The following is a 25,280-nucleotide window of genomic DNA, read 5'->3' on the forward strand; positions in this document are numbered from 1 at the left end:
CCGGCATCGTCCGTTCAGCCGGTGACCAGCCAGCGGTAGCGGTGCTCGGGGCGGCCGGTGGTGCCGTAGCGCAGGCGCATCTCGGCGGTGCCGTCGCGGGCCAGGGCGGCCAGGTAGCGCTGGGCGGTGGCCCGGGAGATGCCCAGCTCGTCGGCGATCTCGGCCGCCGTGCGCGGGGCTGCGGCGTGCCGCAGGGCCTCGCTGACCAGGTGCACGGTGACCGCGGACTGGCCCTTCGGGACGGCCGGACGGTCGCCCTCGTGCAGCAGCCGCCAGGCGCGGTCGATCTCGTCCTGGGCCAGGGTGCGCCGGCCGGACAGGGCGGTCCGATAGCGGCGGTACGCGGTCAGCCGGTCACCCAGCTGCTCGGCGGTGAACGGCTTGACCAGGTAGTTCAGCGCTCCCCGGGCCAGGGCGAGGCGGACCGAGTCGGCGTCCGACGCGGCGGTCAGCATGATCGTGTCGGCGGTCAGTTCGGCCAGCAGGTCGAGGCCGGGCTCGTCGGGCAGGTAACTGTCGAGCAGGACCAGGTCGACCGGGCGGGCGGCCAGGAACGCGCGGGCCTCGGCGGCCGTCCGGGCCGTCCCGGCGACGACGAAGCCGTCGACCCGGGCGGTGAAACCGACGTGGACCTGCGCGACCCGGAAGTCGTCCTCGACGACCAGCACGCGGATCACGCGGCGACCGCCACCAGGGCATGCGGCAGCCGGGCCTCGAAAACCGCGCCGTGGCCGTCGCCGGTGGCCGCGCTCAGGTTCACGTCGCCGCCGAGCTGCCGGGCGGCCTGCCGGGCCAGGGCCAGCCCGAGGCCGCGGCCCTCCTCGCCGCAGGTGGTGACCCCAGCCGTGAAGATCTGCTCGGTCAGGGCCGGGTCGACGCCGTCGCCGGAGTCGACGACCGAGATGTGCAGCGCGTCGTCGTCGGAGAGCAGGGCCAGGTCGATCCAGGCCGGACGGCGGGCGCCGCGCCGGGCCGCGTCCAGGGCGTTGTCGACCAGGATGCCCAGGACCGTGGTGACCTCGACCGGTGCGGTGACCCGGGTGCCGACCCAGCTGGTGTCCGAGAGGGTCAGACGCACGTCCCGCTCGGCCGCCTCGGCGGTCTTGGCCGCGACGAAGGCCTGGAGGTACGGGTCGTCGACCGCCCCGACCGGCCCGGCCGCCGCGAGCGCGCTGCCGGAGACGGCGTGCAGGTATTCCAGGGCCTCGGTGCGGTGCCCGTTCTGCAGCAGGCCGGAGAGCACGTGCAGCCGGTTGGCGAACTCGTGCCGGGACGCGCGCAGCGCCCGGCTGAGCGTGCGCACCGAGTCCAGTTCGCGGGTCACGTTCTCCAGGTCGGTCCGGTCCCGCAGGGTCAGCACCCCGCCCAGGTCGCGGCCGTCCCGGCGGACCGCGCGGTAGTTGACGACCAGGACCCGGTCGCCGGCCACGGTGATCTCGTTGTCGGCCTCGCGTCGTTCGAAGACGGCGACCAGCCCGGGCGGCAGGCCGGCCTCGGTGACCGGGGTGCCCGGCCCGAGTCCGGCACCGAGCAGCCGGGCCGCCTCCCGGTTGCAGACGGTGACCCGGCCGGTCGCGTCGACCGCGAGGACACCCTCGCTGATGCCGCGCAGCACGGCCTCGCGCTCGCGCATCAGCTCGGCCAGCTCGGCCGGTTCCAGTCCCAGGGTCAGGCGTTTGAGGCGGCGGCTGAGCAGGGCCGACCCGGCGACGCCGAGCAGCAGCGCGCAGCCGGCGACGAGCCCGGCCAGGCCGAGCTGGCGCCACACGTACTTCTGGATCCAGGCCACCTTGAAGCCGACGCTGACCTCGCCGACGACGGTGCCGTCGGCGGTCCGCAGCGGGGTCTTGCCCCGGGCCGACAGGCCGAGCGTGCCCTGCTCCACATTGATCGTGTCCTGGCCGGCCAGCACGGCCGACGGGTCGGTGCTGACCGGCTCGTGCAGGCGCTCCGGGTTGGGGTGGGCCAGCCGCAGGCCGTTACGGTCGGTGATCACCACGAAGAGCGCGCCGCTGGCCCGGCGGGCGGCCTCGGCGCGGGCCTGCAGCAGCCCGGCCGGGTCACCGGTGGCGGCCGCGGCCGGGACGGCCGGGTCGGCGGCGAGGGTGTGGGCGACGGCGAGCGCGCGGGTGCCGTACTGCTCGGTCAGTTCGGTGTTGAACAGCCAGCCGATCAGCGTGCAGCCCATCGCGAACACGACCACCAGCAGGCCGACCTGCAGGCCGAGGACCTGCCAGGCGACGGGGACGGGACGGCGTGACATGTCGGCACTGTAACGCCGGTCCCGGCGCTGGAGTCGATGAGCAAAACGCGCAATACGCGGTCAACGCGGGTTAGCGCCGCAACCTCCACAAGGATTCCGGCCCGCCGCGCGTCTTCCTACCGTCTCGGCAAGGAAATACCGGCGTAACAACGAGGAGGCGCTGACCTTGACGGTAATCGCGTTGCGGAACGCGACCAAGCGTTTCCCCGGTACGGGTGGCCAACCGCACACCGCCGTCCGGGACCTCACGTTCGAGGTCGCGGCGGGCGAGTTCGTGGCGGTGGTCGGCCCGACCGGCTGCGGTAAGTCGACGACGTTGTCGCTGGTCTCCGGCTTGGAGCCGGCGTCCAGCGGCGAGGTCGAGGTCGACGGGGTGCCGGTGCGCGGCATCCCGGACGGCGTGGGGTACATGTTCCAGACCGACTCGATCATGCCGTGGCGGTCGGTGGTGGACAACGTGGCCGCCGGGCCGCGCTACCGCGGGCTGAGCCGGGCCGACGCCCGTACCAAAGCAATGGTCTGGGTCGAACGGGTGGGGCTGGCCGCTTTCGCGGGCTACTACCCGCATCAACTCTCGGGCGGCATGCGCAAACGCGTGGCGCTGGCCCAGACCCTGGTCAACGAGCCGCGGATCCTGCTGATGGACGAGCCGTTCAGCGCGCTCGACGTGCAGACGCGCCAGCTCATGCAGGACGAGCTGCTGCGGCTGTGGCAGGGCACCGGGGCGGCGGTCATCTTCGTGACGCACGACCTGGAGGAGGCGATCGCGCTGGCCGACCGGGTGGTGGTGATGACGTCCAGCCCGGCCACGATCAAGGCGGTCTTCGACGTGCCGCTGCGCCGGCCGCGGGACGTGGAGGAGATCCGGATGACCCCGGAGTTCGTCGCCACCTACCGGGAGATCTGGCAGAGCCTGCGGGACGAGGTCGCGCGGGCGCGGGAGGTGGCGAGTCGTGTCGGCTGACCTGCTGGTGAGAACGAAAAGACCGCTCAATCGCCGTACGCAGATGTGGCTTGTTCGTTTGATCTTCGTGGTGGTCTGGCTGGGGAGCTGGGAACTGGCCGCGACGCACTGGATCGACCCGTTCTTCTACTCGAAACCGTCGGCGATCTGGGAACGGCTGGTCGACTGGTTCACCACCGGGACGGCGTTCGGCTCGGTCTGGACGCAGCTGATCATCACCCTGGAGGAGTCGGTGCTCGGCTTCGTGATCGGTGCGGTCGCCGGTGTCGTGCTGGGCATCCTGCTCGGGCGGGCGCGGTTCGTGGCCGAGGTCGCGGCGCCGTTCATCAAGGCGGCCAACGCGGTGCCCCGGATCGTCCTGGCCTCGCTGTTCATCATCTGGTTCGGGCTCGGGCTGACCTCCAAGGTGGCCACCGCGGTGGTGCTGGTCTTCTTCGCGGTGTTCTTCAACGCTTTCCAGGGCGCCCGCGAGGTCGACCGGAATCTGGTCAACAACGCCCGCATCCTGGGCGCCTCGCGCACCCAGGTGCTCACCTCGATCGTGGTGCCGAGCGCCACCAGCTGGATCTTCGCGTCGCTGCACGCGGCGTTCGGGTTCGCGCTGATCGGCGCCGTGGTCGGCGAGTACGCCGGCGCCGACAAGGGCCTCGGCCTGCTCATCGCCAACGCTCAGGGCACGTTCGACGCGGCCGGCATCTACGCCGGAATGATCATCATCACCGTCGTCGCGCTGCTCGCCGAATGGCTCCTCACGCTGCTGGAGAACCGTCTCCTTCGCTGGCGTCCCCCGGTTCAGACCTCAGGAGAACAACGTGCGTAAATTCCTTGCGCTCACCGCCGTCGCCGCGCTGGCCCTGACCGGATGCCGCGGCACCAGCCCGGACGACACCGCGTCGAACGGTGGCGGCACCATCAAGATCATGGTCGGTGGCATCGACAAGGTCATCTACCTGCCGGCCAAACTGACCGAGCAGCTCGGCGGGTTCAAGGACGAAGGCCTGGACGTGCAGCTGCTCACCGAGCCGTCCGGCGCGACCGCGGAGAACGTGCTGATCTCCGGCGACGTGCAGGGCGTGGTCGGCTTCTACGACCACACCATCGACCTGCAGACCAAAGGCAAGTGCATCACCGGGGTGGTGCAGTTCGCCGACGTGCCCGGCGAGGTGGAGATCACCGCCGCGAACTCGGACATCAAGTCGCCGGCCGACTTCAAGGGCCGCAAGCTCGGCGTCACCAGCTCCGGCTCGTCGACCGACTTCCTCACCCAGTACCTGGCCACCAAGGCCGGGCTGACCAGCGCCGACTACACCACGGTCAAGGCCGGCGCCGGGCAGACGTTCATCGCCGCCATCGACAACGGCGGCATCGACGCCGGCATGACCACCGACCCCACCGCAGCCAAACTGATCAGCACCGGCAAAGGCCGGATCCTGCTCGACATGCGGACCGAGGAGGGCACCCGGGCGGCGCTCGGCGGGTTGTACCCGGCCAGCTCCCTCTACATGGACTGCGCCTGGGTCGACAGCCACCCGGAGCAGGTCCAGAAGCTGGCCAACGCCCTGGTCAAGACCCTGCGCTGGATCAAGGGACACAGCGCCGAGGAGATCGCCGCGAAAATGCCGGCCGAATTCGCGGCGGGCGACCCGCAGCTGTACGCCCAAGCCGTCCACGACAGCATCGGCATGTTCAACGGCGACGGCCTGATGAAGGAGGACGGCGCCAAGAACGTCCTGGAGGTCCTCAGCCAGTTCTCCCCGAACGTCAAGGGCAAGAAGGACCAGGTGGACCTGTCCAAGACCTACACCACCGCCTTCACCTCGAAGGTGGCCGGGTAGTCGACCGACAGGCGGGCGAGTTCCTGCGTGCAGCGGGTGAGGGCGACGTAGAGGCCGTTCCACCCGCGCGGCTCGGCGGCGATCCCGTCGGCGTCGACGAGCAGGGTGGCATCCCACTCCAGGCCTTTGGCCTCGCTCGCGGTCAGCACGGGAACATTCGGCAGTACGGCGGTGAGCTGCGCGATCCGGGCCGTCGGGGCGACCACCCCGACGGTTCCGCCGGTCCAGCGCTGCCGCAGCTCGGCCACGGCCTGCGCGGCGGCCGAAGGTAGATCGTCCGCCGTGACCACGCGTTCCCACGGGTCGATGCCGGAGGACCGCACCGCCCGCGGCGGGGAGTTGCGGCTGCCCGCCTTGGCCAGCACCGGCCCGGTCAACGCCATGACCTCGCGCGGCGTCCGGTAGCAGATGGTCAGCTCGGCGGCCGTCCACCGCTCCCCCAGGGTCGCCCGCACCGCCTCCGCCCACGTGGTGTGCCGGTGTGACGCCTCGGCCTGGTCGATGTCGCCGACCGCGGTGATCGATCGGCCGGGGCAGCGCCGCAGGACCATCCGCCACTGCATCTCGGACAGTTCCTGTGCCTCGTCGACGACGACGTGGCCGTAGACCCAGTCGCGCTGCCGTCGGGCCCGGTCGGCGACATCGCCGTACCCCGGCGAATTGTCCTTCTCGATCTCGCCGAGAAGGTCGGTGATCGCGTCGAGCAGCGGAAGGTCGCCGGAGGACCAGGGTGTCGGTTCGGCGGCGACGAGCGCGACCTCCGGCGCGGAGAGGCCGGGCGCGAATCGGCTCAGCAGGCCGGGGTCGGCGAGGAATTCCCGCAGCGTGCGCTCGGGGGAACGGGTCGGCCACCACGTCTCCAGGAACCGGGCGATGGCCGGGTCGGCGGCGATCCGTTCGCGCAGTTCCTCGATCTCGTCCTCGGACAGCAGCCCGTTGACGTCCGAGCCGGTCCCGGAAACCGGCGGCGGGGCCGACCGGTCGAAACGGGCGAGCAGCTCCTCGTACCCCTCCTCCATCTGGTCCAGAAGGGCCTCGCGCTGCTCCGCGACCGTGTCGGCGAGCAGGTGGTGAACCTGCTCGGCGAAGGCACCGCGGGCACGATGATAGGACTTCCCGGGTACGGCGGAAGCCAGCGCCTGCCGCACGACGGCCGCGTCGAGCACGTAGAAATCACCCTCCCACCGCAGCCGCAGGTCACGCGCTTGTGGGAGCAGTGATTGCACGTACGCCGCCAAGGCCTCCTGCCACAACGCGCGCCCCTTGATCTCGGACACCTCCCGGCTCTCGGCCCGCTCGACCTCGGCGCCGGGCAGCAGGGTGTCGCAGGTCGCCGACACGACCGCGGTCTCACCGAGCGCAGGCAGCACCCGCGCGATGTAGTCCAGGAAGCGCGGCGACGGCCCGAGCACCAGCACCGCCTGCTCGGCCATCTGCTGGTGGGTGAAGAGCAGATAGGCCACCCGGTGCAGCGCGACGACCGTCTTGCCGGTGCCCGGCCCGCCCTGCACGATCAGCGGCCCGCTCGCCCCGGCCCGGATGATGTCGTCCTGCTCGCGTTGCAACGTGGCGATCGCCGTCGACATCGTCCCGGTGCGCCGCTGGTCCAGGGCCGCCAGCAGCGCACCTTCACCCACCAGGTCACCACCGGCCGAACCGTCCAGGGGCTCGTCGTCGACACCGGCCACCACACGCCCGTCGACCCGGACGTGACGGCGACGCGCCTGCCCCTGCGGCTCCCGGGCGGTCGCCGTGTAGAACGGCCGCGCGACCGGGGCCCGCCAGTCCACGACCAGCGGATCCGCATCCTCCTCGGCGGCCCGCACACCGGCCCGTCCGATGTGGCGCACGGTGCCGTCGAGCGCGTCGAGGCGCCCGAAAACCAGGCCGTCACCGGCCCGCTGCAACTCCTCGAACTGCCGCCGCAGGCCGCGCTGCCGGGCCCGCCCCAACTCGTCGGCGGCCGGCTCGGCGAGCTCGGCCCGCAGATGCTCCAGCAGTTGATCGCGCCGATCCATCGCCGCGTCCAGGAATTGCTGCTCTTCGACCAGCGCCCGCATTCTTTACCGACCCCCGAATCACCGTGCCACCCTCTGTCGAGCGGCAACAATAATCGCGGATCGGCCTCATGGCCCGGGTGAGAAAGCAGACATTGCCTTCTCCCGACGGATCCTGTCTCCCAAAAAACAATTAATTCTTGACTGTACGCCGTGAATGTGGCCCACCGGATTCCCGCCCGCTCGTCCCCGGCCGCAAGACCTGTCGAAATGCGCTGACCGCAGCGGCAGTCCGCTCTCCCCGCGGGCCCGGCCGGCAAAGTGGCCGGAGTCCGAGCATCGTGCCCGTTACGGGGCGGCGTCGACGCCGGCCGCCACGGTCAGCGCGCCGGCGGCGGTGTCGATGGTGGCGCGGGTGCCGAGCGGGACGGTGAGCTGCCCGTTGCCGTGCCCGACGCGCAGGCCGCCGAGCACCGGAACGCCCAGCCCGCCGAGCCGGTCCTGCACGGCTTCGGCCGCGGTCCACTGCCCGGCCGACCCGGCGGCATTCGTGAACTGGCCGATCGCCACGCCCGCGATTCCGCGCAGCGCGCCCGACCGGATCAGATGGGTCAGCATGCGGTCGTAGCTGTACGGTCCCTCGTCGGTGTCCTCGACCAGCAGGATCGCGCCGCGCAGATCAGGCAGGTCGGGGGTGCCGAGACTGGCCTGGATCATGGTCAGGTTGCCGCCGAGCAGCGTGCCGGTCGCGACGCCGGGGACCGAGACGGCGGCGCTGGGCTCGGCCGGGTCGCTGGTCAGCACGATCGGGTCGTCGGTCATGACCGCCCGCCGCAGCGACTCGATCTCCACCGGCCCGGTCCGCGAATCCGTCCAGTTGATCATCGGACCGTAGAAGCTGACCAGGTGCGCGGCCGTCCACAGGCGGCCGCTGAGCACGGTCAGGTCGCTGAAGCCGACGAAGACCCGCGGATCCCGCCGCACCGCGGCCAGATCCAGCCGGTCGATGATGCGCTGTGTCCCGTAGCCGCCGCGAGCAGCGAAAACACCGCGGATGCCGGGATCGCGGAAGGCGGCGTTGAGGTCGGCCAGCCGGTCCTCGTCGGTGCCGGCCAGGTAGCCGAACCGGTCGTAAAGGTGCGCACCCGGCTCCACGACCAGGCCGAAGCTCTCCAGGATCTGGATGCCGCGGGCCAGCCGGGTGTCCGGCACGCCGGCCGGCGCGACCACGCGCACCCGGTCCCCGGGCTGGAGGGCGGGCGCCTTCACGACCCGGTGCGCGGTGGCCGCCTCGGCCGGTTTTCCGGCCATCGCGGCGCCGGCTCCCGCGGTTGCCATGGCGATGAGCGTACGGCGAGAGATCGTCATCCGCCGAACGTTGCCCGGACCGATCGCTGCAGTCAAGGCAGTCGATGGTTCAGGACGGTTGCGGACTCGGCTTCTTCGCGTAGAACTCGCGGCATTCCTGCACGGTAGTGCAGGTGAAGACGGTCTTGTTCACACCCGGCAGGTTTTTCACCGTATCCTCGGCCCGGACCTTCCGGATAGCGGCATTGTCGGCCATCCGCACGCGGAAGCTCTCCGGAAGCGCGTCCTTGCTGACCTGCGACACTAAATCCGGCTCAGCCGAATACAGCTGGGCGAAGCGCTGAAACGCGGCCGCCTTGTCCTCGTAGGCAACCTCTGCGACATCGGGCAGAGCCCGCAACGCCGCCTCGACATCCTTGCGCTGCGCGTCGGTGACGTCATCTCGCAGGAACACGGTGAACTGTGCGTTCTCGTCAAGGTACTGCTGGATCTGCTCATCCTGCGACGACCCGCCGCCCCCGAACAGGCTGCACCCGGCGAGCCCGGCAACCACGACCAACAGAGCAACGACGATCTTCAAAGTACGCACGAACGGCGAGACTACCGATCAGCTACAAACCGGTGATCCCGGGAGGTGACGGCGGACGGGCGCGCGCTGAACTCCGGCGCGGGAGCCGTCCGCCGTCACCTCACCGGCCCGCCGGAGCGCGGGCGCCGGATTCTCGTCGACGAGTTGCGGGAGGCCCGGGAGCAGCCGCTTCACCTGCCGGAACCGCGCGACGACCGGTTGCGGGCGGTCGCGCGCCGGCTCTACGAGGACCCGGCCGACACGACGTCGCTGGACGGTCTCGGACGGGCGGCCGGGGCCAGTGCCCGTACCTTGAGCAGGCTTTTCCATGATGAACTGGGCATGACCTTCTACGAATGGCGAACCCAGCTGCGGATCTACCGGGCGCTGGTTCTGCTCGCCGAGGGGCACGACACCGTGCGGGTCGCGCACGCCTGCGGTTGGTCGAATCCGAGCGGCTTCATCGCCGCTTTCCGCGCGATCGTCGGCACCACTCCGGGCCGTTATCGCGCCGGGCCGTAATTCGCTGTCGCCGGGAGCACCCGGACGGTACGAAGGGGCGTGCCCTTCCTCGTGCTGCTCGCCGCCGTCTTCCTGCTCGGGGTCGCGGACGCGATGGTCAACTCGTACATCGTCCTGTTCGGCGCCGATGTGGTCGGGCTGACGCCACTGCAGATCGGCGTATGGTCGTCGGTGTTCGCGATCGGCGGGATCACGATCGGCTGGTGGCTGGGGCGGCGGTTCGACCGGCGGCCGACGCGGGCGTACGCGATCGCCGTGATCCTGCTCGGTGCGGCCGGTTACACGGTGCTCCCCCGGGTCACCGCCTTCTTCGTGCTGCTGCTGATGGCGGCGACCGTGCTGGGCGCCACCGGGGCCGCTTTCCCGCAGGTGTTCGCGCTGGCGCGGGCGGTGCTGGGTGAGGGCGCGACCGGTCAGCGATCCGCGCCGTTGCTGCGGGCGGGCTGGTCCCTGGCCTGGGCGGTCGGGCCGCTGCTGGGTGCGCTGGTGCTGTCCCGGGGCGGCTATTCGGGGCTGATGTGGACGGCGGCCGGGGTGTTCCTGGTGACCGCGCTGACGCTGGTCGCGGTGCCGCGGCCGGGTGCGGTCCGGGCGGCCGAGTCGTCCGGGCCGGGTGGCACGCCGGTGCTGCTCACGGCCGGGGTGACGCTGTTCTTCGCAGCGATGTTCGCGGGTGGTCTGGCGATTCCGCTGTACGTCACGCGCGCCCTGCACCAGTCGACCGGGACGGTCGGGGTGATCATCAGCGCCGGGGCCGCGGTCGAGGTGGTGGCCACGCTCGGGCTGGCCGCGTTGCCGGACCGGGTCAGCCAGCGGGCACTGATCCTCGGTGGTTTCGGCGCGATGGCCGCGTACTACGCGCTGATGCTGGTGCCGACCGGGACGGTGGCGCTGGTGGCCGTGCAGGCGCTGCGCGGGGTGGCGATCGCGATCGTCGGGGCGGCCGGCCTCCGGTATTTCCAGGATCTGCTCGCGCCGGCGACCGGGCGGGCGACGACGCTGTTCGCCAACGCGGCCACGACCGGGCTGCTGGTCTCCGGGTTTCTGTCCGGGGTGACGATCGAGCACTTCGGGTACCGGGCGACGCTCGCGGTCTGCGCGGTGGTGGCCGGGCTGGGCGGGGTCGCGTTCACGCTCGGGTCGCATTCCTCGGCATCGGGGGAACGCGGCGGCGTACTACTGCGGTAGTAGTCGGAATGGCTTCTCGTGGTGGATGTCGAGGGGTGTCGAAATGGGGACGCTGGAGGAGCCTCACACCGCACCGCCGGAATCACGTAAATGATATTCACAGGTAATTCTTAGAATGTCAGGAACGCGGGTCCGGTTCATCGCGGCATCGACGAAGAAACGCGAGAAAGAGACCCCATCATGGAACTGCGCAGGCGAACCCTCCTCCAGGTCGCGGCGGTGACCTCGTCGGCCGGCGTGCTGGGCCTGGCCGCGTGCAGCGACGACGACTCGCCCTCGAGCACGGACGCCCCGGCGGCGGCCACCGGGTCGCTGACCTTCGACGCGGCGACGTGGAGCTACGACGAGACGAACGACGTCTACTACCAGATCGGGAAGTACTACGTGGCCAAGCCGGCCGCCACCGACTACGAGTCGCTCAGCGTGTTCGTACCGGGAAAGTTCTTCAGCGGGACGAAGAACAGCGACGGCACGTACACGGTGAAGATCGACGCCGCCGGGAAGGTCGGGGATTTCACCGCGGCGACGGCGCCGATCGTGCTGCCGGTGAACACGCCGGGGTACGCGGCGCAGGCGCCCCTGACCGCCTACAGCTACGACACCGTGTCCGAGTACATGAAGGCCGGCTACGTCTACGTGCACCCGGGGCTGCGCGGCAAGGACAGCAACTCGGACAGCTACACCGGCAACGCGCCGTGGGGCGTGACCGATCTGAAGGCGGCGGTGCGGTACGTCCGCTACAACGCGGAGGCCATTCCCGGCAGCAAGGACCGGATCGTCGTGTTCGGGATGAGTGGCGGCGGGGCGCAGTCGGCGGTCATGGGCAGCTCGGGCGACAGCGAGTTGTACACGCCGTACCTGGAAAGTCTTGGTGCGGCGATGAAGGACAGCAGCGGGAAGACGATTAGTGACGCGGTCGCCGGGGCGATGTGCTGGTGCCCGATCACGAGCCTGGACTACGCCAACGCGTCCTACGAATGGAACCTCGGACAGTTCTCGACCAGCGACACCCGGGCCGACGGGACCTGGACGAAGAGCTACTCGACGGAGTTGGCCAAGGCGTTCGCGGCGCATCAGAACAAGCTCGGGTTGAAGGACTCGTCGGGGACGACGTTGTCGCTGGAGAAGTCGGGTTCCGGCGTCTATCTGGCCGGCACCTACTACGACTACCTGGTGAAGGTGGTCAACGAGTCGCTGAACAACTTCCTGACGGACACGAAGTTTCCGTACACGCCCTCGAACTCCTTCATGGCGGGAATGGGCGGGGCCGGCGGTCCGGGCGGCGGCGCTCCCGGCGGCGCCGGGATGCCCAGCGGTGCCCCGGGTGGGGCGGGGATGCCCAGCGGCGCCCCCGGCGGCGGCATGCCCGGTGGCGGCATCCCGGGCAGCGGTCAGCAGACCGACACCACCACCTACAAGACCGTCGCCGAGTACTTCACGCACCTCAACAGCACCGGCCAGTGGGTCACCTACGACGCGGCCACGAACACCGCGAAGGTCGCCGACCTGGAAGGGTTCATCAAGAGCCAGAAGACCCCGTCCAAGGTCGTCGGTGCCTTCGACGGCCCGGACCGCAGCATCGGCGAGAACGTCGTCTTCGGCAGCGGCACCGCCGGCCTGCACTTCTCCCCGGTCGCCGAGCAGGTCGTCGCCGCCAACGAGGCCGCGTTCGCGAAGATCTCGGGCTGGAAGGACGACTACGCCTCCTCGGCCTACACCACCGACTTCGCCAAGACCGACGCCGTCGGGCAGGCCATGGCCGCGCGGGTCAACGCGTACACCCCGCTGTACTACCTGAACGCGTCCTACGCCGGTTACAAGAGCAGCACGGTCGCGCCGCACTGGCGGATCCGCACCGGGATCATGCAGGGTGACACGGCCAACGCGACCGAGGTCAACCTGGTCCTGGCCCTGCAGAACTACGGGGTGAGCGACGTCGACTTCGCCACGGTCTGGGGTCTGGGCCACACGATGGCCGAGCGCACCGGCGAGGCCACGGCCAACTTCATCGCCTGGGTCAAGGACACCGTCGCCAAGTGAGGCTTGACCTGAAGCTCACTTGAGGTCGCAGCATGGGTCGCATGACGGAGGACGCGCGGCGGGCGCTGGAGCGGCAGCAGACGGTGGAGATCACCACGATCGGGCGCAGGAGCGGGCAGCCGCGGCGTATCGAGACGTGGCGTTACCTGGCCGACGGCCGCTACTGGCTGACCGGGAGCCCGGGGTCGCGCGACTGGTACGCCAACGTGCTGGCCAACCCCGGGTTCACGCTGCACCTCACCGATCGGGACCTGCGGGTGCGCGGGCGTGCGGTGACCGATCCGGGCGAGCGGGCCCGCGTCTTCGGCGCGATCGTGCCCGGTCTGGGCTGGGGCGGGAGCCTGGAGAGCTGGATCGACGGGAGCCCGCTGGTGGAGATCCAGTTCGACTGAGGGCTGTGTTCCACAACACAACCCATGCTTATGTACGGGTGTACACAGCGCTTGTGTACGCTCGTACGCATGAGTTCCCAGATCCTCGCCGAGCCGGATCTCGCCGCACGCCGCGCGCGTGTCGCGGTCGGCGCGATGTTCTTCACCAACGGGGCGCTGTTCGCGAACCTGATCCCCCGCTATCCGCAGATCAAGTCCGATCTGGGTCTCAGCAACGCGGCGTACGGCCTGTCGGTCGCCGCCTTCCCCACCGGGGCGATCGTCGCCGGCATGGCCGCCGGCATCCTGATCCGCCGGTTCGGCTCGGCCCGGGTCGCCGTCGCCGGCACGGTCCTGACCGGCGCCGGTGTCCTGGCCGCAGGCCTGTCCCCGGCCGCCGTCCTGTTCGCCGCCGCGCTGTTCCTGGCCGGCGCCATGGACGCGATCACCGACGTCGCGCAGAACGCGCACGGCCTGCGCGTGCAGCGCCGCTACGGCCGTTCGATCATCAACTCGTTCCACGCGATCTGGTCGATCGGCGCGGTCACCGGTGGCGCCATGGCCGCCGTCGCGATCGCGCTCGGCCTGCCGCTCGGCGCGCACCTGAGCATCTCGGGCGCCCTGTTCGTGATCATCGCCCTGGTCGCGTTGCGGTTCGCGCTGCCCGGTCCGGACGCCGAGCCGGTCGAGGAGAGGACCACCGCCGGCCGGCCCGCGGCCCGGCCGGCGGTCAGCGCCCGGATCTGGCTGATGGTCGGGGCCCTGGTCGTCATCGCCATCGGCGGCGCCCTCGTCGAGGACGCCGGCAACTCCTGGGCCGCGCTCTACCTCTCCGGTTCCCTGCACGCCGCGGCCGCGGTCGCCGCCTGGGGTTACATCGCCCTGGTGGGTGCGCAGTTCCTCGGCCGGACCATCGGTGACCGGCTCGTCGACCGCTTCGGGCAGCGCGCCGTCGCCCGCGCCGGCGGCGTCATCGTGGCCGTCGGCATGGGGATCGCCCTGGCGTTCCCGAGCGTGCCGGGCACGATCCTCGGCTTCGCCGCCGCCGGTTTCGGGGTGGCGACGCTGGTCCCGGCCGCGATGCACGAGGCCGACGAACTGCCCGGCCTCAAACCCGGCACCGGCCTGACCGTGGTCTCCTGGCTGATGCGGCTGGGTTTCCTGCTCTCGCCGCCGATCGTGGGCGCGGTCGCCGACCACAGCGGACTGCGGGCCGGTCTGCTGGTCGTGCCCGCCGCCGGCCTGCTGGTCATCGTCCTGGCCGGCGTCCTCCAGCCCCGCCGCGCCACCGAGGCCTGACCTGCATCCATAAAATTCCGATTTCCGACGTACGGCGGTGGCCCGGCACCCACGGGTCACCCGTCCGCTCGTCCTATCCCGGATAGAGCCGCGCCAGTGCCCGGACGTGCTCGGTGAGGTGCCGGACCAGCTCGGGCGGCTCGACCGCCTGCGCGTCCGCGCCCAGCCGCAGCAGCAGAGCGGCCGCGTGCGCCACGCTCTCCATCGGGATCGTGGCCCGCTGCCACCCCTGTTCATCGACCGCTTCCAGGGTGGCCAGCGCGAGCCGAGCCGCTTTCGGCCCGAGCACCCCGGGCAGCGCCCTGATCCCGTCCGCGGTCAGGCGCACGACCGCCACCTCGTCGGTTTCCGTGCGTTCGTAGCGTTCGACGTGCTCCCGCCAGAACGTGGCCAGGTCGAAGCCGTCCGGCCGGACGACGTGTTCGTCCCGCACCCGCAGGGACACGATCGACGAGACCCGGTAGGTGCGCGGCCCGCTCCGACCGGCGGCGACCAAGTACCAGACGCCGGCCTTGAGGACGAGACCCAGCGGGTCGAGCCGCCGGGTCACCTCGCCGGGTGTGGGCGACCAGCGTCGATACCGCACCTCGACGGTCCGGTCCCGCCAGAGCGCGTCGGCCAGCGTGACCAGGTGCGGCACCGCGTCCGGCTCCCGGTACCACCCCGGAGTGTCCAGGTGGAACCGTTGCCGGATCCGCGTCGACGCCTCCCGGTACGGCGTCGGCAGCGCCGCCGTCAGCTTCAGCTCGGCCGCGGCCAGCTGCGCGCCCAGCCCGAGCTCGGCCGCCGGCTGCGTCAGCCCGCTCAGGAACAGCGACTCGGCCTCGTCCGCGGTCAGCCCGGTCAGCCGGGTCCGATAGCCGTCGAGCAGCTGGTAGCCCCCGTCCGGCCCCTGCTCGGCGTAGACCGGCACACCGGCCGCGGCCAGCGCCTCCACGTCCCGGTAGATCGTCCGCACACTCACGCCCAGTTCGGCCGCGAGCTGGGTCGCGCTCAGGCGCCCCCGGTTCTGCAGCAGCATCAGCAGGGACAGCAGTCGGCTGGCACGCACAGACCTGAGTCTGCCCGAGCCCCCTGACAGAAGATGTCAGGGGTAGCCGCCCAGAATGCGCGCATGACCATCACCGACGAGCGTCTGGCGGCCGTGGGCAACGTCGTCGACGCCGGCTACCGGCACGTGACCAAGCAGGTCACGCCCGGCGACCCGCTGCTGCTGCCGAGCACGATTCTCAAGTGGTACGACCTGTGCCGCCCCGACCAGGCCATCGCCCCGGAACGGTCGGCCGAGGCGCGCGCCTTCCTGGCCGGTGAGGTCGGCACCGGGCGGCTGCCGATCGCCGGGGACCTCGGTTTCGCCATCCACCACCTGTCCGGCGAACACGTGCACCTGCTGCTGGTGTGCACGTGGCGCGGCGACAACGAGATGTGGGAGTCGGTCTACGTCAAGGACGCCCGGAAGCCGGAACCGTTCGAGCCGATGGCGCCGGCACCCCACCGCGGCGTGATGTGCGTGTGGGAGTTCGCCGCGGTCGCGCACGAACACCACGCCTGGACCCGCTACCTGCTCTCCACCCGCGACGTCACGGCCAGACGAACGTACGTCGAATCGGTCTTCCAGGGTTTGATCTGAAACCCGCGAGGTCGCGGTGTCCCATCCGGCACAGCCGTGAACTGCGGTCACAGGTGGCCGCGACATGGGGGAAGGCGGGCCCGGGGCGACCTAGCCTGTAGGACATGTCGTACGTCGCCACCCGTGACGGCCGCCGGGATCGTAGCGCGGCACACCGGGCTCCAGCTGTCCCTGACCGGATCGACGATCTGCACGGCAACAGCCTCGGCGTGCTGGAGGTCCCGCATCACATGGCCTGTGGGCACGCCAGCCGCCGTCGCTACGACCTGGAGGATCCCGCGCAGTTGCGGCACGCCTACGAGCAGGTCCTGTGCGAGGCGGCCGGGTGCGGCGAGGTGGAGGACCTGATCAACCCGGCCATGCTGCGCCGGGTGTGGCGGGACCTGCATCTGCCGGTCCGGGTGCGGGAGGCGTGGGAGACCCGCCACCCGAGCCTGCGCCGGACCGTGAACCGCGCCGCGGACACCACCCGGACGCCGGGGGCCCGCCCGGCCGGCCGGGGGTTCGCGCGGCGGGGGCGGACCCCCGTGGCCCGCACGTCCACCGTCCGATCGAGTGCCTAGGCCGGGTCGGCGAGGTCGACCGCGACCGCGCTGAGCGGCTGCCCGACACACGTCAGCACGTAGCCGGCGGCCCGCTGCTCGACGGTCAGGCAGTGGGGTTCGCTCATCGCGACCTCGCCGGTGCGCAGACGCACCACGCACTCGCCGCAATTACCCACCGTGCACGAGTACGGCATGGGAGCGCCCGCCGCCAGCCCGGCCGACAGCAGCGTCTGGCCGGGTTCGACGGTCACGGTCGCCACCAGGTGGCCGTCGTCCTCGACGGTCATCGGGTGCGGCCCGGTCCCGGCAGGGGTCGTCACCGCGCTGGTGTAGCTCTCGCGGTGGACGCGGCCGGCCGGAATCCCGCGCTCGGTGAGCACGTCCGCGGCCGTTGCCATGACCGGGTCCGGGCCGCAGAGCAGGTACGTCGCCGCCGGTGACGGGCCGGCCCGGTCCAGCCACTTCCGCACGCTGCCGGCGTCGAGCCGGCCGCGGTCGCCGGACCACTGCGGTCCGGGCCGGGTCAGCTGGTGGGTCACGGTCAGGCGCTCCGGGTGGTCGCGCCGCAGACGGTCGAGATCGGCCGCGAACAAGATGCTCGTCTCGTCCCGGTTGCCGTAGAGCAGGGCCAGCCGGCTCGTGCCCGGCCCGGCCAGCACCGCCCGGATGATGCTGATCATCGGGGTGACGCCGCTGCCCGCGGCGACCATGAACAGGTCACCGGTGGGGGCCGGGAGGTGGCCGGACGGGCCGCGGACCGTGATCCGGTCGCCCCGGCGCAGCACCCGGTCGGCGTGGGTGGAGAAGACACCGCCGTCGACCCGCTTGACGGTGACCTCCAGCCGGCCGGTGCCGGGCGCCGAGCAGGCCGAGTAGGCCCGGCGGACGGGACGGCCGTCGATCTCGGTGATCAGGGTGAAGAACTGGCCGGGACGGAAGTCGATCGGGCGTTCCGGGTCTTCCAGGACCAGGGTCACGGCGTGCGGGGTCTCACGCCGTACGTCGGCAATCGTCATCTCCCGGGATGAGCGCGCGTCGCCCGGCCGGCCCGGCGCATAGCCTTCCTTGCGGACCTGGGATCGCAGCATCGCGCCCATCAGACGGCTGAACGGGCGCGCCACGCGGGCCAGACCCCGGAGCAGGACACCGGTCGGGCCGGCCGCGTTGGCGGCGGCATGCCGGGCGGCCAGGACGTTCAGATCGGGCACGGCGCCGGGGTCGACCCGCGCGCTCCACAGGTCGGCGACGGCGGGATCGGTGGCTACCTCGGCGTCGGCGATCCGGATGATCAGGGCGGCGTGCGGGGCCATGCCGCGCAGCGCCATGGTCCGAAGAAGATCAGGGTCGTCGGTGATCGTCGCGGTGCCGTGCAGGCGGAGGATCTCGCTGCGGCCGGGCAGCAGGGCGGCCAGCGCGATCCGGTCGTCCTGGAGCAGGTTGTGCAGGGTGTCGGCGCGCTGGTTGCCCTTGCGGTCCGGGATGGCGATCGTCTTGTCGTCGAGCATGCGGACAAAACCGGGCTGATCGCCGCGGGGGCTGGTGTCGCTGCCACCGTTCGCGTCGCCCGAGGTGACGACGAAGAACGGCATGGCCTCCAGGGCGTTCCGGACATCTACCCGGTTCAGCCTTGTCGTTCGGCGCTCCCAGAGCTGGGAGCGGATGATGCAGCGGGCGCAGTGGACGTACGCCTCCCGAACGTCCACCTGCAACCGTGACCGTTCCTGATCGGTCACGACGCCGTTGAGGCGCAGCGTCTCCCCGATGCCCGGCAGCAGGAAGACGAACGAGACTCCACCGGTGATCGGTTCCGCCTCGGTCAGCTCGAAGGAGATCCGCCGCGGCGAGTGGACCCGGACGAACCCGGGCGTCCCGCCGACGAACGTGGCCCGCCGATCCCCCGCCGCGTCCAGGTAGCCGAAACCGGCGATCGGCGAATGCGCCAGCACCGCGACACAACCGTCGTCGAGCCGATCGACCTGCTTCAGGTTGACCAGCGGGTTGGGCCGCCCCACCACCGCCTCGACCTGACCCACCGTCGCCAGTGTATTTCTGCTGCTCATCACTATATTCTGAGCAAAGTTTCAGCTTTTCGGTACTCGCTTTCGCCGGCCCCCGGGAGACGACCGTGCCCCAACGCTCCGAGCCACGTCGCAGGCCTCGACAGGTTCGCGCCGAGCTGACCCGGCATCGGATCCTGACCGCCGCTGCTCACGTTTTCACCGAGTACGGTTACGCCGCCGGCACCACCAACCGCATCGCCGAGCAGGCCCGCGTGTCGGTCGGCTCGCTCTACCAGTACTTCCCGAACAAGGACGCGATCCTGGCCGAACTGCTGCTGCAGCACATCGACGACACCGAGCCGCCGCCCGACACCACCGGGCTGAGCCTGCCCGAGGCCATCCGGCGGATCGTCCACCGGACCGTCGAGCACCACCGCGTCGACCCCCGACTGCTGCGCATGATGGTCGAGGAGGCGCCCCTCTCCCAAGATCTTTTGGACAAGATTTCCCGGTACGACCGTAAGCGCGCGACCGAATTACGCGATCTCCTGACCGGCCGTCCCGAGGTGCGCCTGGACGACCTGGACACCGCCCTGCGCGTGATCGTCACAACCGTCGAGCTGGTCACGCACACGCTGATGGCGGCCCCGTCGCCGGTGGAGTCGCAGCGCCTGGAGGACCAACTGGTGACGATGGTGACCCGCTACCTAGGATGCGGCGATGATCAGTAGCGACGATTCCTGGCGCCTGAACCCCGACGGCAGCGAGGCGGTGTTCCGTCTGACGGCGTCCGGTCCCGGACACCGGGAATCGGAGCTGATCACGGCACTGCTCGTCGACCCCGCGTCGGCCGGGCTCCAGCGGCTCGAACTGCACCTGACCGACTTTCATCAGTCAGCGCTCGCGGCGGCCGAAGCCATCGCGGCCCACCGGCGCCCGCGGTTGACGTCGCTGCACTTCGGACACGACTTCGAATACCTGTTCGAGGACGTGAAAACCTCGACCGGCGACACGTTCGACCCGTTGAGCCGTCTGCAACAGGGCTTCGCCGACGACTCGGCCAACGGCATGTGGGCGGCCCTGCCCGCACTGACCTCGTTGACCGCGTCCGGCGGCCTGCTGTTCGACGACATCATCAGCCCGACCCTGACCTCCCTGCGGTTGCGGGGAGCCCTGTTCTCCGACGGCTCCATCTTCCCGACGGCCACGCCAGCCCTGATCTCGCTGCAGCTGGAGATCCGCTCGGACGTGTTCGGCACGGAATGCCCGGTCCTGCAGTTGGAGGAGTTGACGCCGGCCCTGTTCCCGGCTCTCCGACACCTCGACCTGAGCCATTCCGAGTTCGACGAGAGCGACGGCGAGGTCCGCGAAGTCCTGGCCGCCACCGGAATCCTCGCCCAGCTGGAGACCTTCTCTGGCCCTGGTGACGCCGCTCAGTAACGGGCATGCACCGGCGTGAGAGAAAGCCTCAATACGGCGGTAGTTCGACCGGGAATTCGACCCACTCGCGATCGCGCAGCCTCCGCAGCAGCACGGCATTGCCGCCGTCTCCCTGGGCCAGCCGACGACTCAGCTGGGCGCGCAGTGGTTGGGCGGCGCCGTGCCGCTTGGCCCGCCCGGCCGCTTTCACCAGGTTGGCCGCGCAGGTCAGGGTGTAGGGATGGTCGGCGCCGTGAAGCGCGACCGCGGCCTGATAGACCTGATTCATCAGGTGGTAGGACGTGCCGTGGTCCCCCGCGATCGAACGATTGATCGCCCGCCCCTGTCGGGCGCAGAGTGTGATCCAGTGCTCCGCGCCGAACACGTCGTCGGCCAGCCGCAGAGCCTGGTCGTCGTGCCGGGACGCCTCCGCGTGCTCGCCGTTGATCCGCTCGGCCGCCGCGGTATTGATCAGCGCAACGATGGTCGCGGGATGTTCACCGCCGTATGTTTTCTCGTGTTGTGCCAGCGTGGCGTTGGCCAGGCTGAGCGCCATCCGCGGCCGGTGATGTCGCACGATGTTCGCGGCGGTCATCGCCATCGCCAGGGTCTGCGGGTGACGATAACCGTGTATGGTCCGGTACTTGTCGAGGATCTGCTGACTCAGTTCTTCGGCCGGGCCGCTCTGCCCGGCCGCGGCCAGCACGATCGCCTGGATCCGCGATTCCAGCAACGGGTGCCGGGACAGCGAACCGACCAGCCCGGTCATTTCGGCCGCGACGGATTGCGCCTGCGTGAGCGCCTCCTGGTATCGACCGAGATAGTAAAGATCAAGGACACAGGCCATCCCGGAGTAGATGGTTCTCAGGTCGTCGACACCGCACGTCCGCCGGAGCAGGGACCGGTTCTTCTCGTCCAGCGCCAGGGCCTCGGCGAAACGCCCCAGGCTGCGGAGATCCACTGCCACGTTGTGGGTCATCTGAAAGGTCCGGGCATCGGCCGGGCCGTACACCGCCTGGTGTTGGTCAAGGTTGACCAGGTCCAGCTGATGGGCCCGCCGGTAGTCGCCGATCAGGCGCAGGTCGGCGCCGTAGCTGTTGGCTGCCCGGAGTGTGACCGGGTGGGATTCGCCCAGCGTGCGCCGGGCCCGGCCGAGGACCTCCTCCAGCAGCCTCTTCGAGAAGTCGGTACGCCCCAGCTCGCGGGCAGCAGTGGCCAGCAACACCGACGCGTGCAGGGTATTGGCGTGTCCGGGACCCAGTCGTTTCGTCCAGGCGGCCGAGGCCTTCTCGGCCAGCTGCTGGCAGCTCTCCGTGTCGCGCCGGGCGTACAGGTAGTTCAGGTGCCGCAGGACGAGTTCCTGGATCCGGCCGTCGGCGCTGGCCAGGCAGCCGGTGTACCGCAGGTGCGGCGTGATCATCGCGTGGATCCACCAGCTCTCCGCACCGGTGGTGTCCGGCACCGACGCATCCGCCGCAGCGAGCAACATCTGCGCTGCCGTCCCGAGCCGCTCCCGTTGCTCAGGGCTGAGCCGAGCGCGGATGACCGCCCGGACGAGCCGATGGAGCTGGATGGTGCCGCGTGCCGAGTCGAACTTGACGAGCGACAGTTTCCCGATGTGGGCCATCGCCCGGTCGAGCCGCATCGGGTCGACCAGAACCGCCTTCAGCATGGTCAGCGCCTCGACCTCGCCGCCGAACCCGAGCAACCGACGGTCGATCGGCTCGGGCCCCAGAAACGCACTCAACTCCAGCAACTCGACGGCGACCGGGTCGGTCGTGGACAGCCGGTCCAGGGCCACGCCCCAGGTCGCGGCCACCGAGGTGGGATAGTCGGCCGGGCGGTTGGCGCCCAGCAGCTCCTGGGTGTGCTCGGAAAGCAGGCGCAGGTAATCGCTGATCCGCATGCCCGATGCGTCGATCCACGCCGACGCCTGCTCCAGAGCCAACGGCAGGTCGCCGAGTCGTTCGGCGAGGGTCGTCGCGTCCGTGTCGCTGACGTTCGGGTTTCGCTTCCGGAGCAGGGCCACACTCTCGTGGCGGTGCAGCACCTCGACCTCGATGGTGTCGGCCAGACTGGACCAGGTGCGGTCTCGCGAGGTGATCAGCACCCGGCCCGCCGAGTGCGGTGGCGCCGGCTCGGGAAGGTACGGCCGCAGAGTGACCGGCTCCTCGGCGTTGTCGAAGACGATCAGCCAGCTGCGGAACGGAGTACCTCGTTGCAGCCCGCCGCGAACCAGCTCGACGGTCTGCTCCAGATCGTCGGACTCCGGCAGGCCCATGGCGGCGGCGATACGGAGAAAGGCGGATCGCATCAACGCGGGCTGCTCGGCCGGGATCCACGCCACCAGGTCGTACCTGTCGCGGTTCCGGTGGGCGTACTCGATGGCGAGATGAGTCTTGCCCACACCGCCGAGACCGTAGAGCGCATGCGGGACGATCGCGGTCAGGCCACGGGTCTCCTCCGCGCCGACCCGACCGAGGGTGGCGAGCAACTCGTCCCGGCCGGTGAAGTGGCGGCTCCGCGGCGGGACGTCGAGCCAGGCCGACGGGCGCGAGAGCGCCTGAGGCGCCGGGCTCGCGGTCGTGACCGTTTCCGGCGGCCGGTAATGCCGCTCAGCCGCCACGGTGAGGAACGAGGACATCCCGACGACCGCGGCCAGAGCTGCGAACAGCCAGGGATTCCAACCGGAGGTGAGGACGTTCGTCAGCCAACTGCCGGCCGCTACGACGATCGGTGCAGCGCCCAGAACAACATAGGCGTGGAGACGACGAGGACCAGTGGCGTCCAGCACTCGGACCTCCTCGTTCCGGATGCACAGTACGTGGTCAAGCTACAACCCTCTGTCATCGGTCGGTATCCCTTGAACGGCCACGGCTACCACGTGTCGCCAACGCCCCGAGGAGGTCTGTCCGCTGTGGCCGGAAGGGCCGGCCGTACGGCAGGTCAGAAGGTTGTTCACAGCACGAACCCCCGGCCAACTGCTTCATGGGCAGTTGGCCGGGGGTTCGTGGGTGATGGGGTCAGGCGGCAGCGGGGGCGCCGACGGCGACCTGCTCCAGCGCGGTGTTCAGGATGTCGCGGACGTCGGAGACGACGTGGACGGTGAGGGCGGACAGGACGTCGGCCGGGACGTCGTCCAGGTCGGGCTCGTTGCGGTGGGGGATGTAGACCTCCGTGAGACCTGCCCGCTGGGCGGCGAGCAGCTTCTGCTTCACGCCGCCGATCGGGAGGACGCGACCGGTCAGGGAGACCTCGCCGGTCATGCCGACCTCGGCCCGGACGTTGCGGCCGAGCAGCAGCGACACCAGGGCCGTGGTCATGGTGACGCCGGCCGACGGGCCGTCCTTGGGGACGGCGCCGGCGGGGACGTGCAGGTGGATGGGGTGGTCGAGCTGTTCCGGGGAGATTCCCAGCTCACCGGCGTGGGCGCGGACGTAGGAGAGGGCGATCTGCGCGGACTCCTTCATCACGTCGCCGAGCTGGCCGGTCACCGACAGGCCGCCCTTGTCGCCGGGGAGCAGGGACGCCTCGATGTAGAGGACGTCACCGCCCATGCCGGTCACCGCCAGGCCGGTGGCGACGCCGGGGACGGCCGTGCGTTCGGCCGATTCCGGGGTGAAGCGGGGGCGTCCGATCAGGTCTTTCAGGTCGGCGGCGTCGACGGTGGCCGGGAGGGTGCCCAGGGCGGCCTTGCGGAACGCCTTGGCCAGCAGGCGCTCGAACGACCGTACGCCCGCCTCTCGGGTGTAATTGGCGGCGATCTCCCGCAGAGCCTCCTCGGTGACCGTCACCTCGCCCTCGGAGAGGGCGGCGCGCTCCAGCTGGCGGGGCACCAGGAAGTCGCGGGCGATGGCGACCTTGTCGTTCTCGGTGTAGCCGTCGATGGCGATGAGTTCCATGCGGTCGAACAGCGCCTGCGGGATCGTCTCCAGGGTGTTCGCGGTGGCGATGAACAGGACGTCGGACAGGTCGAGGTCCAGGTCCAGGTAGTGGTCGCGGAACGTGTGGTTCTGCGCCGGGTCCAGGACCTCCAGCAGGGCCGCGGCCGGGTCGCCGCGGTAGTCGCTGCCGACCTTGTCGACCTCGTCGAGCAGGACGACCGGGTTCATCGAACCGGATTCGCGGATGGCGCGGACGATGCGTCCGGGCAGGGCACCGACATAGGTACGGCGGTGGCCGCGGATCTCGGCCTCGTCGCGCACGCCGCCGAGGGCGACGCGGACGAACTTGCGGCCCAGGGTGCGGGCGACGGATTCGCCGAGCGAGGTCTTGCCGACTCCGGGCGGGCCGGCCAGCAGGATCACCGCGCCGGAGCCGCGTCCGCCGACGGTTTCCAGGCCGCGCGACTCGCGCCGGGCGCGGACGCCCAGGTATTCGACGATGCGTTCCTTGACCTCGTCCAAGCCGTGGTGGTCGGTGTCGAGGACGGCCCGGGCCGCTTCCAGGTCGGTGTTGTCGGTGGTGCGGACCGACCAGGGCAGGTCGAGGACGGTGTCGAGCCAGGTGCGGATCCAGCCCGCCTCCGGGTTCTGGTCGCCGGCCCGTTCCAGCTTGTCGACCTCGCGCAGCGCGGCCTCGCGGACGGCGTCGGGCAGCTGAGCACCCTCGACCTTGGCGCGGTAGTCGTCGGTGCCGTCGGCCTCGCCCTCGCCGAGCTCCTTACGGATGGCCTTGAGCTGCTCGCGGAGCAGGTATTCGCGGTTGCGCTTCTCGACCGACTCCCGTACATCGGTCTCGATCTTGTCGTTGACCTCGGACTCCGCGAGGAAGTCCTTGGTCCAGTCGATGAGCAGCCGCAGCCGGGCCTCGACGTCGGGCGTCTCCAGCAGCTCGCGCTTGCGGTCGTTGGACAGGTAAGGCGCCCAGCCGGCGGTGTCGGCCAGGTCACCGGGGTCGTCGATGGCGCTGACCGAGTCGAGCACCTGCCAGGCCTCGCGGCGCTGCAGGACCGAGACGACCAGCTTCTTGTATTCGGCGGCCAGCTCGACGGCCTGGTCGCCGGGGGTTTCGGGCGTCACCGGGTCGGCTTCGACCCACAGGGCCGCGCCGGGGCCGGTCACGCCGCTGCCGATGCGGGCGCGCACGCCGGTCCGGAGGACGGCGGCGGGCGAGCCGCCCCGGAACTTGCCGACCTGCACGACGGTGGCGACCACGCCGTACGAGGCGTAGCGGTCCTCCAGCCGCGGTGCGATCAGGAGCTCGGAGCCGGCCGCGGTCCGGGCGGCGTCGACGGCCGCCTGGGCCTTCTCGTCGAGCTCGACCGGCACGACCATGCCGGGGAGCAGGACGATGTCGTCGAGGAACAACACGGGAAGTCGTTTGCTGGTC

Annotated in this window: 21 protein-coding genes; 12 read left to right on the forward strand and 9 right to left on the reverse strand. The window is 70.6% G+C overall.

From position 1 onward, the window contains the following. Positions 1 to 14 precede the first annotated feature (14 nt). Both ACSHV8_RS17710 and ACSHV8_RS17715 read right to left on the reverse strand, forming a co-directional pair. Positions 15 to 677 carry a response regulator gene (locus tag ACSHV8_RS17710; RefSeq protein WP_436534411.1) on the reverse strand — a complete coding sequence of 221 codons (663 nt, stop codon included), beginning with the start codon at positions 675 to 677 and terminating at the stop codon, positions 15 to 17. Then, positions 674 to 2,263 carry an ATP-binding protein gene (locus tag ACSHV8_RS17715; RefSeq protein WP_436534413.1) on the reverse strand — a complete coding sequence of 530 codons (1,590 nt, stop codon included), beginning with the start codon at positions 2,261 to 2,263 and terminating at the stop codon, positions 674 to 676. Before ACSHV8_RS17715 ends, ACSHV8_RS17710 begins: the two co-directional genes overlap by 4 nt. A gap of 166 nt (positions 2,264 to 2,429) precedes the next feature. Here ACSHV8_RS17715 and ACSHV8_RS17720 point away from each other — a divergent pair, with 166 nt between their 5' ends. The 3 genes from ACSHV8_RS17720 to ACSHV8_RS17730 are packed head-to-tail and all read left to right on the forward strand — an operon-like array spanning position 2,430 to position 5,062. After that, the gene (locus ACSHV8_RS17720) at positions 2,430 to 3,227 is read left to right on the forward strand and encodes an ABC transporter ATP-binding protein (protein WP_436534415.1); all 798 of its coding nucleotides are present in this window, start codon (positions 2,430 to 2,432) and stop codon (positions 3,225 to 3,227) included. 43 nt (positions 3,228 to 3,270) lie between these two features. After that, positions 3,271 to 4,047 carry an ABC transporter permease gene (locus tag ACSHV8_RS17725; RefSeq protein WP_436534417.1) on the forward strand — a complete coding sequence of 259 codons (777 nt, stop codon included), beginning with the start codon at positions 3,271 to 3,273 and terminating at the stop codon, positions 4,045 to 4,047. Continuing rightward, positions 4,040 to 5,062 carry an ABC transporter substrate-binding protein gene (locus ACSHV8_RS17730; RefSeq protein WP_436534419.1) on the forward strand — a complete coding sequence of 341 codons (1,023 nt, stop codon included), beginning with the start codon at positions 4,040 to 4,042 and terminating at the stop codon, positions 5,060 to 5,062. Before ACSHV8_RS17725 ends, ACSHV8_RS17730 begins: the two co-directional genes overlap by 8 nt. On the opposite strand, the gene ACSHV8_RS17735 is transcribed toward ACSHV8_RS17730, so the two are convergent. From ACSHV8_RS17735 to ACSHV8_RS17745, 3 genes are all read right to left on the reverse strand, one after another. Next, positions 5,026 to 7,122, reverse strand: a complete 2,097-nt coding sequence (locus ACSHV8_RS17735; protein ID WP_436534422.1) for a HelD family protein — start codon at positions 7,120 to 7,122, stop codon at positions 5,026 to 5,028. The genes ACSHV8_RS17730 and ACSHV8_RS17735 overlap by 37 nt on opposite strands. Before the next feature lie 285 nt (positions 7,123 to 7,407). Further along, a complete protein-coding gene (locus ACSHV8_RS17740; RefSeq protein ID WP_436536804.1) occupies positions 7,408 to 8,370 on the reverse strand; it encodes a S66 peptidase family protein in 963 nt (320 codons plus the stop codon). 106 nt (positions 8,371 to 8,476) lie between these two features. Then, positions 8,477 to 8,956 (reverse strand): cell division protein FtsX, encoded by a 480-nt coding sequence (locus ACSHV8_RS17745; RefSeq protein ID WP_436534424.1) that lies wholly within the window; start codon positions 8,954 to 8,956, stop codon positions 8,477 to 8,479. Between the two features lie 45 nt (positions 8,957 to 9,001). Here ACSHV8_RS17745 and ACSHV8_RS17750 point away from each other — a divergent pair, with 45 nt between their 5' ends. The 5 genes from ACSHV8_RS17750 to ACSHV8_RS17770 all read left to right on the forward strand — a co-directional run bounded on the left by ACSHV8_RS17750 (position 9,002) and on the right by ACSHV8_RS17770 (position 14,355). Continuing rightward, complete coding sequence (locus tag ACSHV8_RS17750; RefSeq protein ID WP_436534427.1) at positions 9,002 to 9,457, forward strand: helix-turn-helix transcriptional regulator; 456 nt, start codon at positions 9,002 to 9,004, stop codon at positions 9,455 to 9,457. A gap of 39 nt (positions 9,458 to 9,496) precedes the next feature. Further along, positions 9,497 to 10,645, forward strand: coding sequence for an MFS transporter (locus tag ACSHV8_RS17755; RefSeq protein ID WP_436534429.1), 1,149 nt, complete (start codon positions 9,497 to 9,499; stop codon positions 10,643 to 10,645). Between the two features lie 180 nt (positions 10,646 to 10,825). After that, positions 10,826 to 12,685: a subtype A tannase gene (locus tag ACSHV8_RS17760; RefSeq protein WP_436534431.1), complete on the forward strand. Its 1,860-nt coding sequence runs from the start codon at positions 10,826 to 10,828 to the stop codon at positions 12,683 to 12,685. 41 nt (positions 12,686 to 12,726) lie between these two features. Then, a complete protein-coding gene (locus ACSHV8_RS17765; RefSeq protein WP_436534433.1) occupies positions 12,727 to 13,077 on the forward strand; it encodes a nitroreductase/quinone reductase family protein in 351 nt (116 codons plus the stop codon). A gap of 69 nt (positions 13,078 to 13,146) precedes the next feature. Continuing rightward, the gene (locus ACSHV8_RS17770) at positions 13,147 to 14,355 is read left to right on the forward strand and encodes an MFS transporter (protein WP_436534435.1); all 1,209 of its coding nucleotides are present in this window, start codon (positions 13,147 to 13,149) and stop codon (positions 14,353 to 14,355) included. A gap of 73 nt (positions 14,356 to 14,428) precedes the next feature. Here the strand turns inward: ACSHV8_RS17770 and ACSHV8_RS17775 are convergent, their stop codons facing one another. Next, on the reverse strand, positions 14,429 to 15,406 hold the full coding sequence (locus ACSHV8_RS17775) for a helix-turn-helix transcriptional regulator (protein ID WP_436534437.1): 978 nt from the start codon (positions 15,404 to 15,406) through the stop codon (positions 14,429 to 14,431). A gap of 63 nt (positions 15,407 to 15,469) precedes the next feature. Between ACSHV8_RS17775 and ACSHV8_RS17780 the strand changes: the two genes are divergently transcribed. Together ACSHV8_RS17780 and ACSHV8_RS17785 are read left to right on the forward strand one after the other, a co-directional pair. Then, on the forward strand, positions 15,470 to 15,985 hold the full coding sequence (locus tag ACSHV8_RS17780) for a hypothetical protein (RefSeq protein WP_436534439.1): 516 nt from the start codon (positions 15,470 to 15,472) through the stop codon (positions 15,983 to 15,985). A 104-nt stretch (positions 15,986 to 16,089) separates the two neighbouring features. After that, positions 16,090 to 16,548 carry a hypothetical protein gene (locus ACSHV8_RS17785; RefSeq protein ID WP_436534441.1) on the forward strand — a complete coding sequence of 153 codons (459 nt, stop codon included), beginning with the start codon at positions 16,090 to 16,092 and terminating at the stop codon, positions 16,546 to 16,548. Here ACSHV8_RS17785 and ACSHV8_RS17790 read toward each other — a convergent pair. Then, positions 16,545 to 18,590 carry a 2Fe-2S iron-sulfur cluster-binding protein gene (locus ACSHV8_RS17790; protein ID WP_436534443.1) on the reverse strand — a complete coding sequence of 682 codons (2,046 nt, stop codon included), beginning with the start codon at positions 18,588 to 18,590 and terminating at the stop codon, positions 16,545 to 16,547. The two genes, ACSHV8_RS17785 and ACSHV8_RS17790, sit on opposite strands and share 4 nt — an antisense overlap. A 65-nt stretch (positions 18,591 to 18,655) precedes the next feature. Here ACSHV8_RS17790 and ACSHV8_RS17795 point away from each other — a divergent pair, with 65 nt between their 5' ends. Both ACSHV8_RS17795 and ACSHV8_RS17800 read left to right on the forward strand, forming a co-directional pair. Beyond that, positions 18,656 to 19,261 (forward strand): TetR/AcrR family transcriptional regulator, encoded by a 606-nt coding sequence (locus tag ACSHV8_RS17795; RefSeq protein WP_436534445.1) that lies wholly within the window; start codon positions 18,656 to 18,658, stop codon positions 19,259 to 19,261. Further along, positions 19,251 to 19,970, forward strand: coding sequence for a hypothetical protein (locus ACSHV8_RS17800; protein ID WP_436534447.1), 720 nt, complete (start codon positions 19,251 to 19,253; stop codon positions 19,968 to 19,970). The genes ACSHV8_RS17795 and ACSHV8_RS17800 overlap by 11 nt, the downstream gene beginning before the upstream one ends. 28 nt (positions 19,971 to 19,998) lie before the next feature. Here ACSHV8_RS17800 and fxsT read toward each other — a convergent pair whose 3' ends face one another. After that, positions 19,999 to 22,743 (reverse strand): FxSxx-COOH system tetratricopeptide repeat protein, encoded by a 2,745-nt coding sequence (fxsT, locus tag ACSHV8_RS17805; RefSeq protein ID WP_436534449.1) that lies wholly within the window; start codon positions 22,741 to 22,743, stop codon positions 19,999 to 20,001. A gap of 229 nt (positions 22,744 to 22,972) precedes the next feature. Beyond that, positions 22,973 to 25,225, reverse strand: coding sequence for an endopeptidase La (lon, locus tag ACSHV8_RS17810; RefSeq protein WP_436536806.1), 2,253 nt, complete (start codon positions 25,223 to 25,225; stop codon positions 22,973 to 22,975). Between the last annotated feature and the right edge of the window lie 55 nt (positions 25,226 to 25,280).

It is taken from the genome of Actinoplanes sp. HUAS TT8 (assembly GCF_051380535.1).
Lineage (GTDB): Bacteria > Actinomycetota > Actinomycetes > Mycobacteriales > Micromonosporaceae > Actinoplanes.

Coding starts and splice junctions, on each gene's coding strand:
- ACSHV8_RS17725 (WP_436534417.1), top strand. CDS start 3,271: ATGTGGCTTGTTCGTTTGATCTTCGTGGTGGTCTGGCTGGGGAGCTGG.
- lon (WP_436536806.1), bottom strand. CDS start 25,225: ATGGTCGTGCCGGTCGAGCTCGACGAGAAGGCCCAGGCGGCCGTCGAC.
- ACSHV8_RS17740 (WP_436536804.1), bottom strand. CDS start 8,370: ATGGCCGGAAAACCGGCCGAGGCGGCCACCGCGCACCGGGTCGTGAAG.
- ACSHV8_RS17790 (WP_436534443.1), bottom strand. CDS start 18,590: ATGAGCAGCAGAAATACACTGGCGACGGTGGGTCAGGTCGAGGCGGTG.
- ACSHV8_RS17760 (WP_436534431.1), top strand. CDS start 10,826: ATGGAACTGCGCAGGCGAACCCTCCTCCAGGTCGCGGCGGTGACCTCG.
- ACSHV8_RS17780 (WP_436534439.1), top strand. CDS start 15,470: ATGACCATCACCGACGAGCGTCTGGCGGCCGTGGGCAACGTCGTCGAC.
- ACSHV8_RS17770 (WP_436534435.1), top strand. CDS start 13,147: ATGAGTTCCCAGATCCTCGCCGAGCCGGATCTCGCCGCACGCCGCGCG.
- ACSHV8_RS17800 (WP_436534447.1), top strand. CDS start 19,251: ATGATCAGTAGCGACGATTCCTGGCGCCTGAACCCCGACGGCAGCGAG.
- ACSHV8_RS17715 (WP_436534413.1), bottom strand. CDS start 2,263: ATGTCACGCCGTCCCGTCCCCGTCGCCTGGCAGGTCCTCGGCCTGCAG.
- ACSHV8_RS17735 (WP_436534422.1), bottom strand. CDS start 7,122: ATGCGGGCGCTGGTCGAAGAGCAGCAATTCCTGGACGCGGCGATGGAT.
- ACSHV8_RS17785 (WP_436534441.1), top strand. CDS start 16,090: ATGTCGTACGTCGCCACCCGTGACGGCCGCCGGGATCGTAGCGCGGCA.
- ACSHV8_RS17765 (WP_436534433.1), top strand. CDS start 12,727: ATGACGGAGGACGCGCGGCGGGCGCTGGAGCGGCAGCAGACGGTGGAG.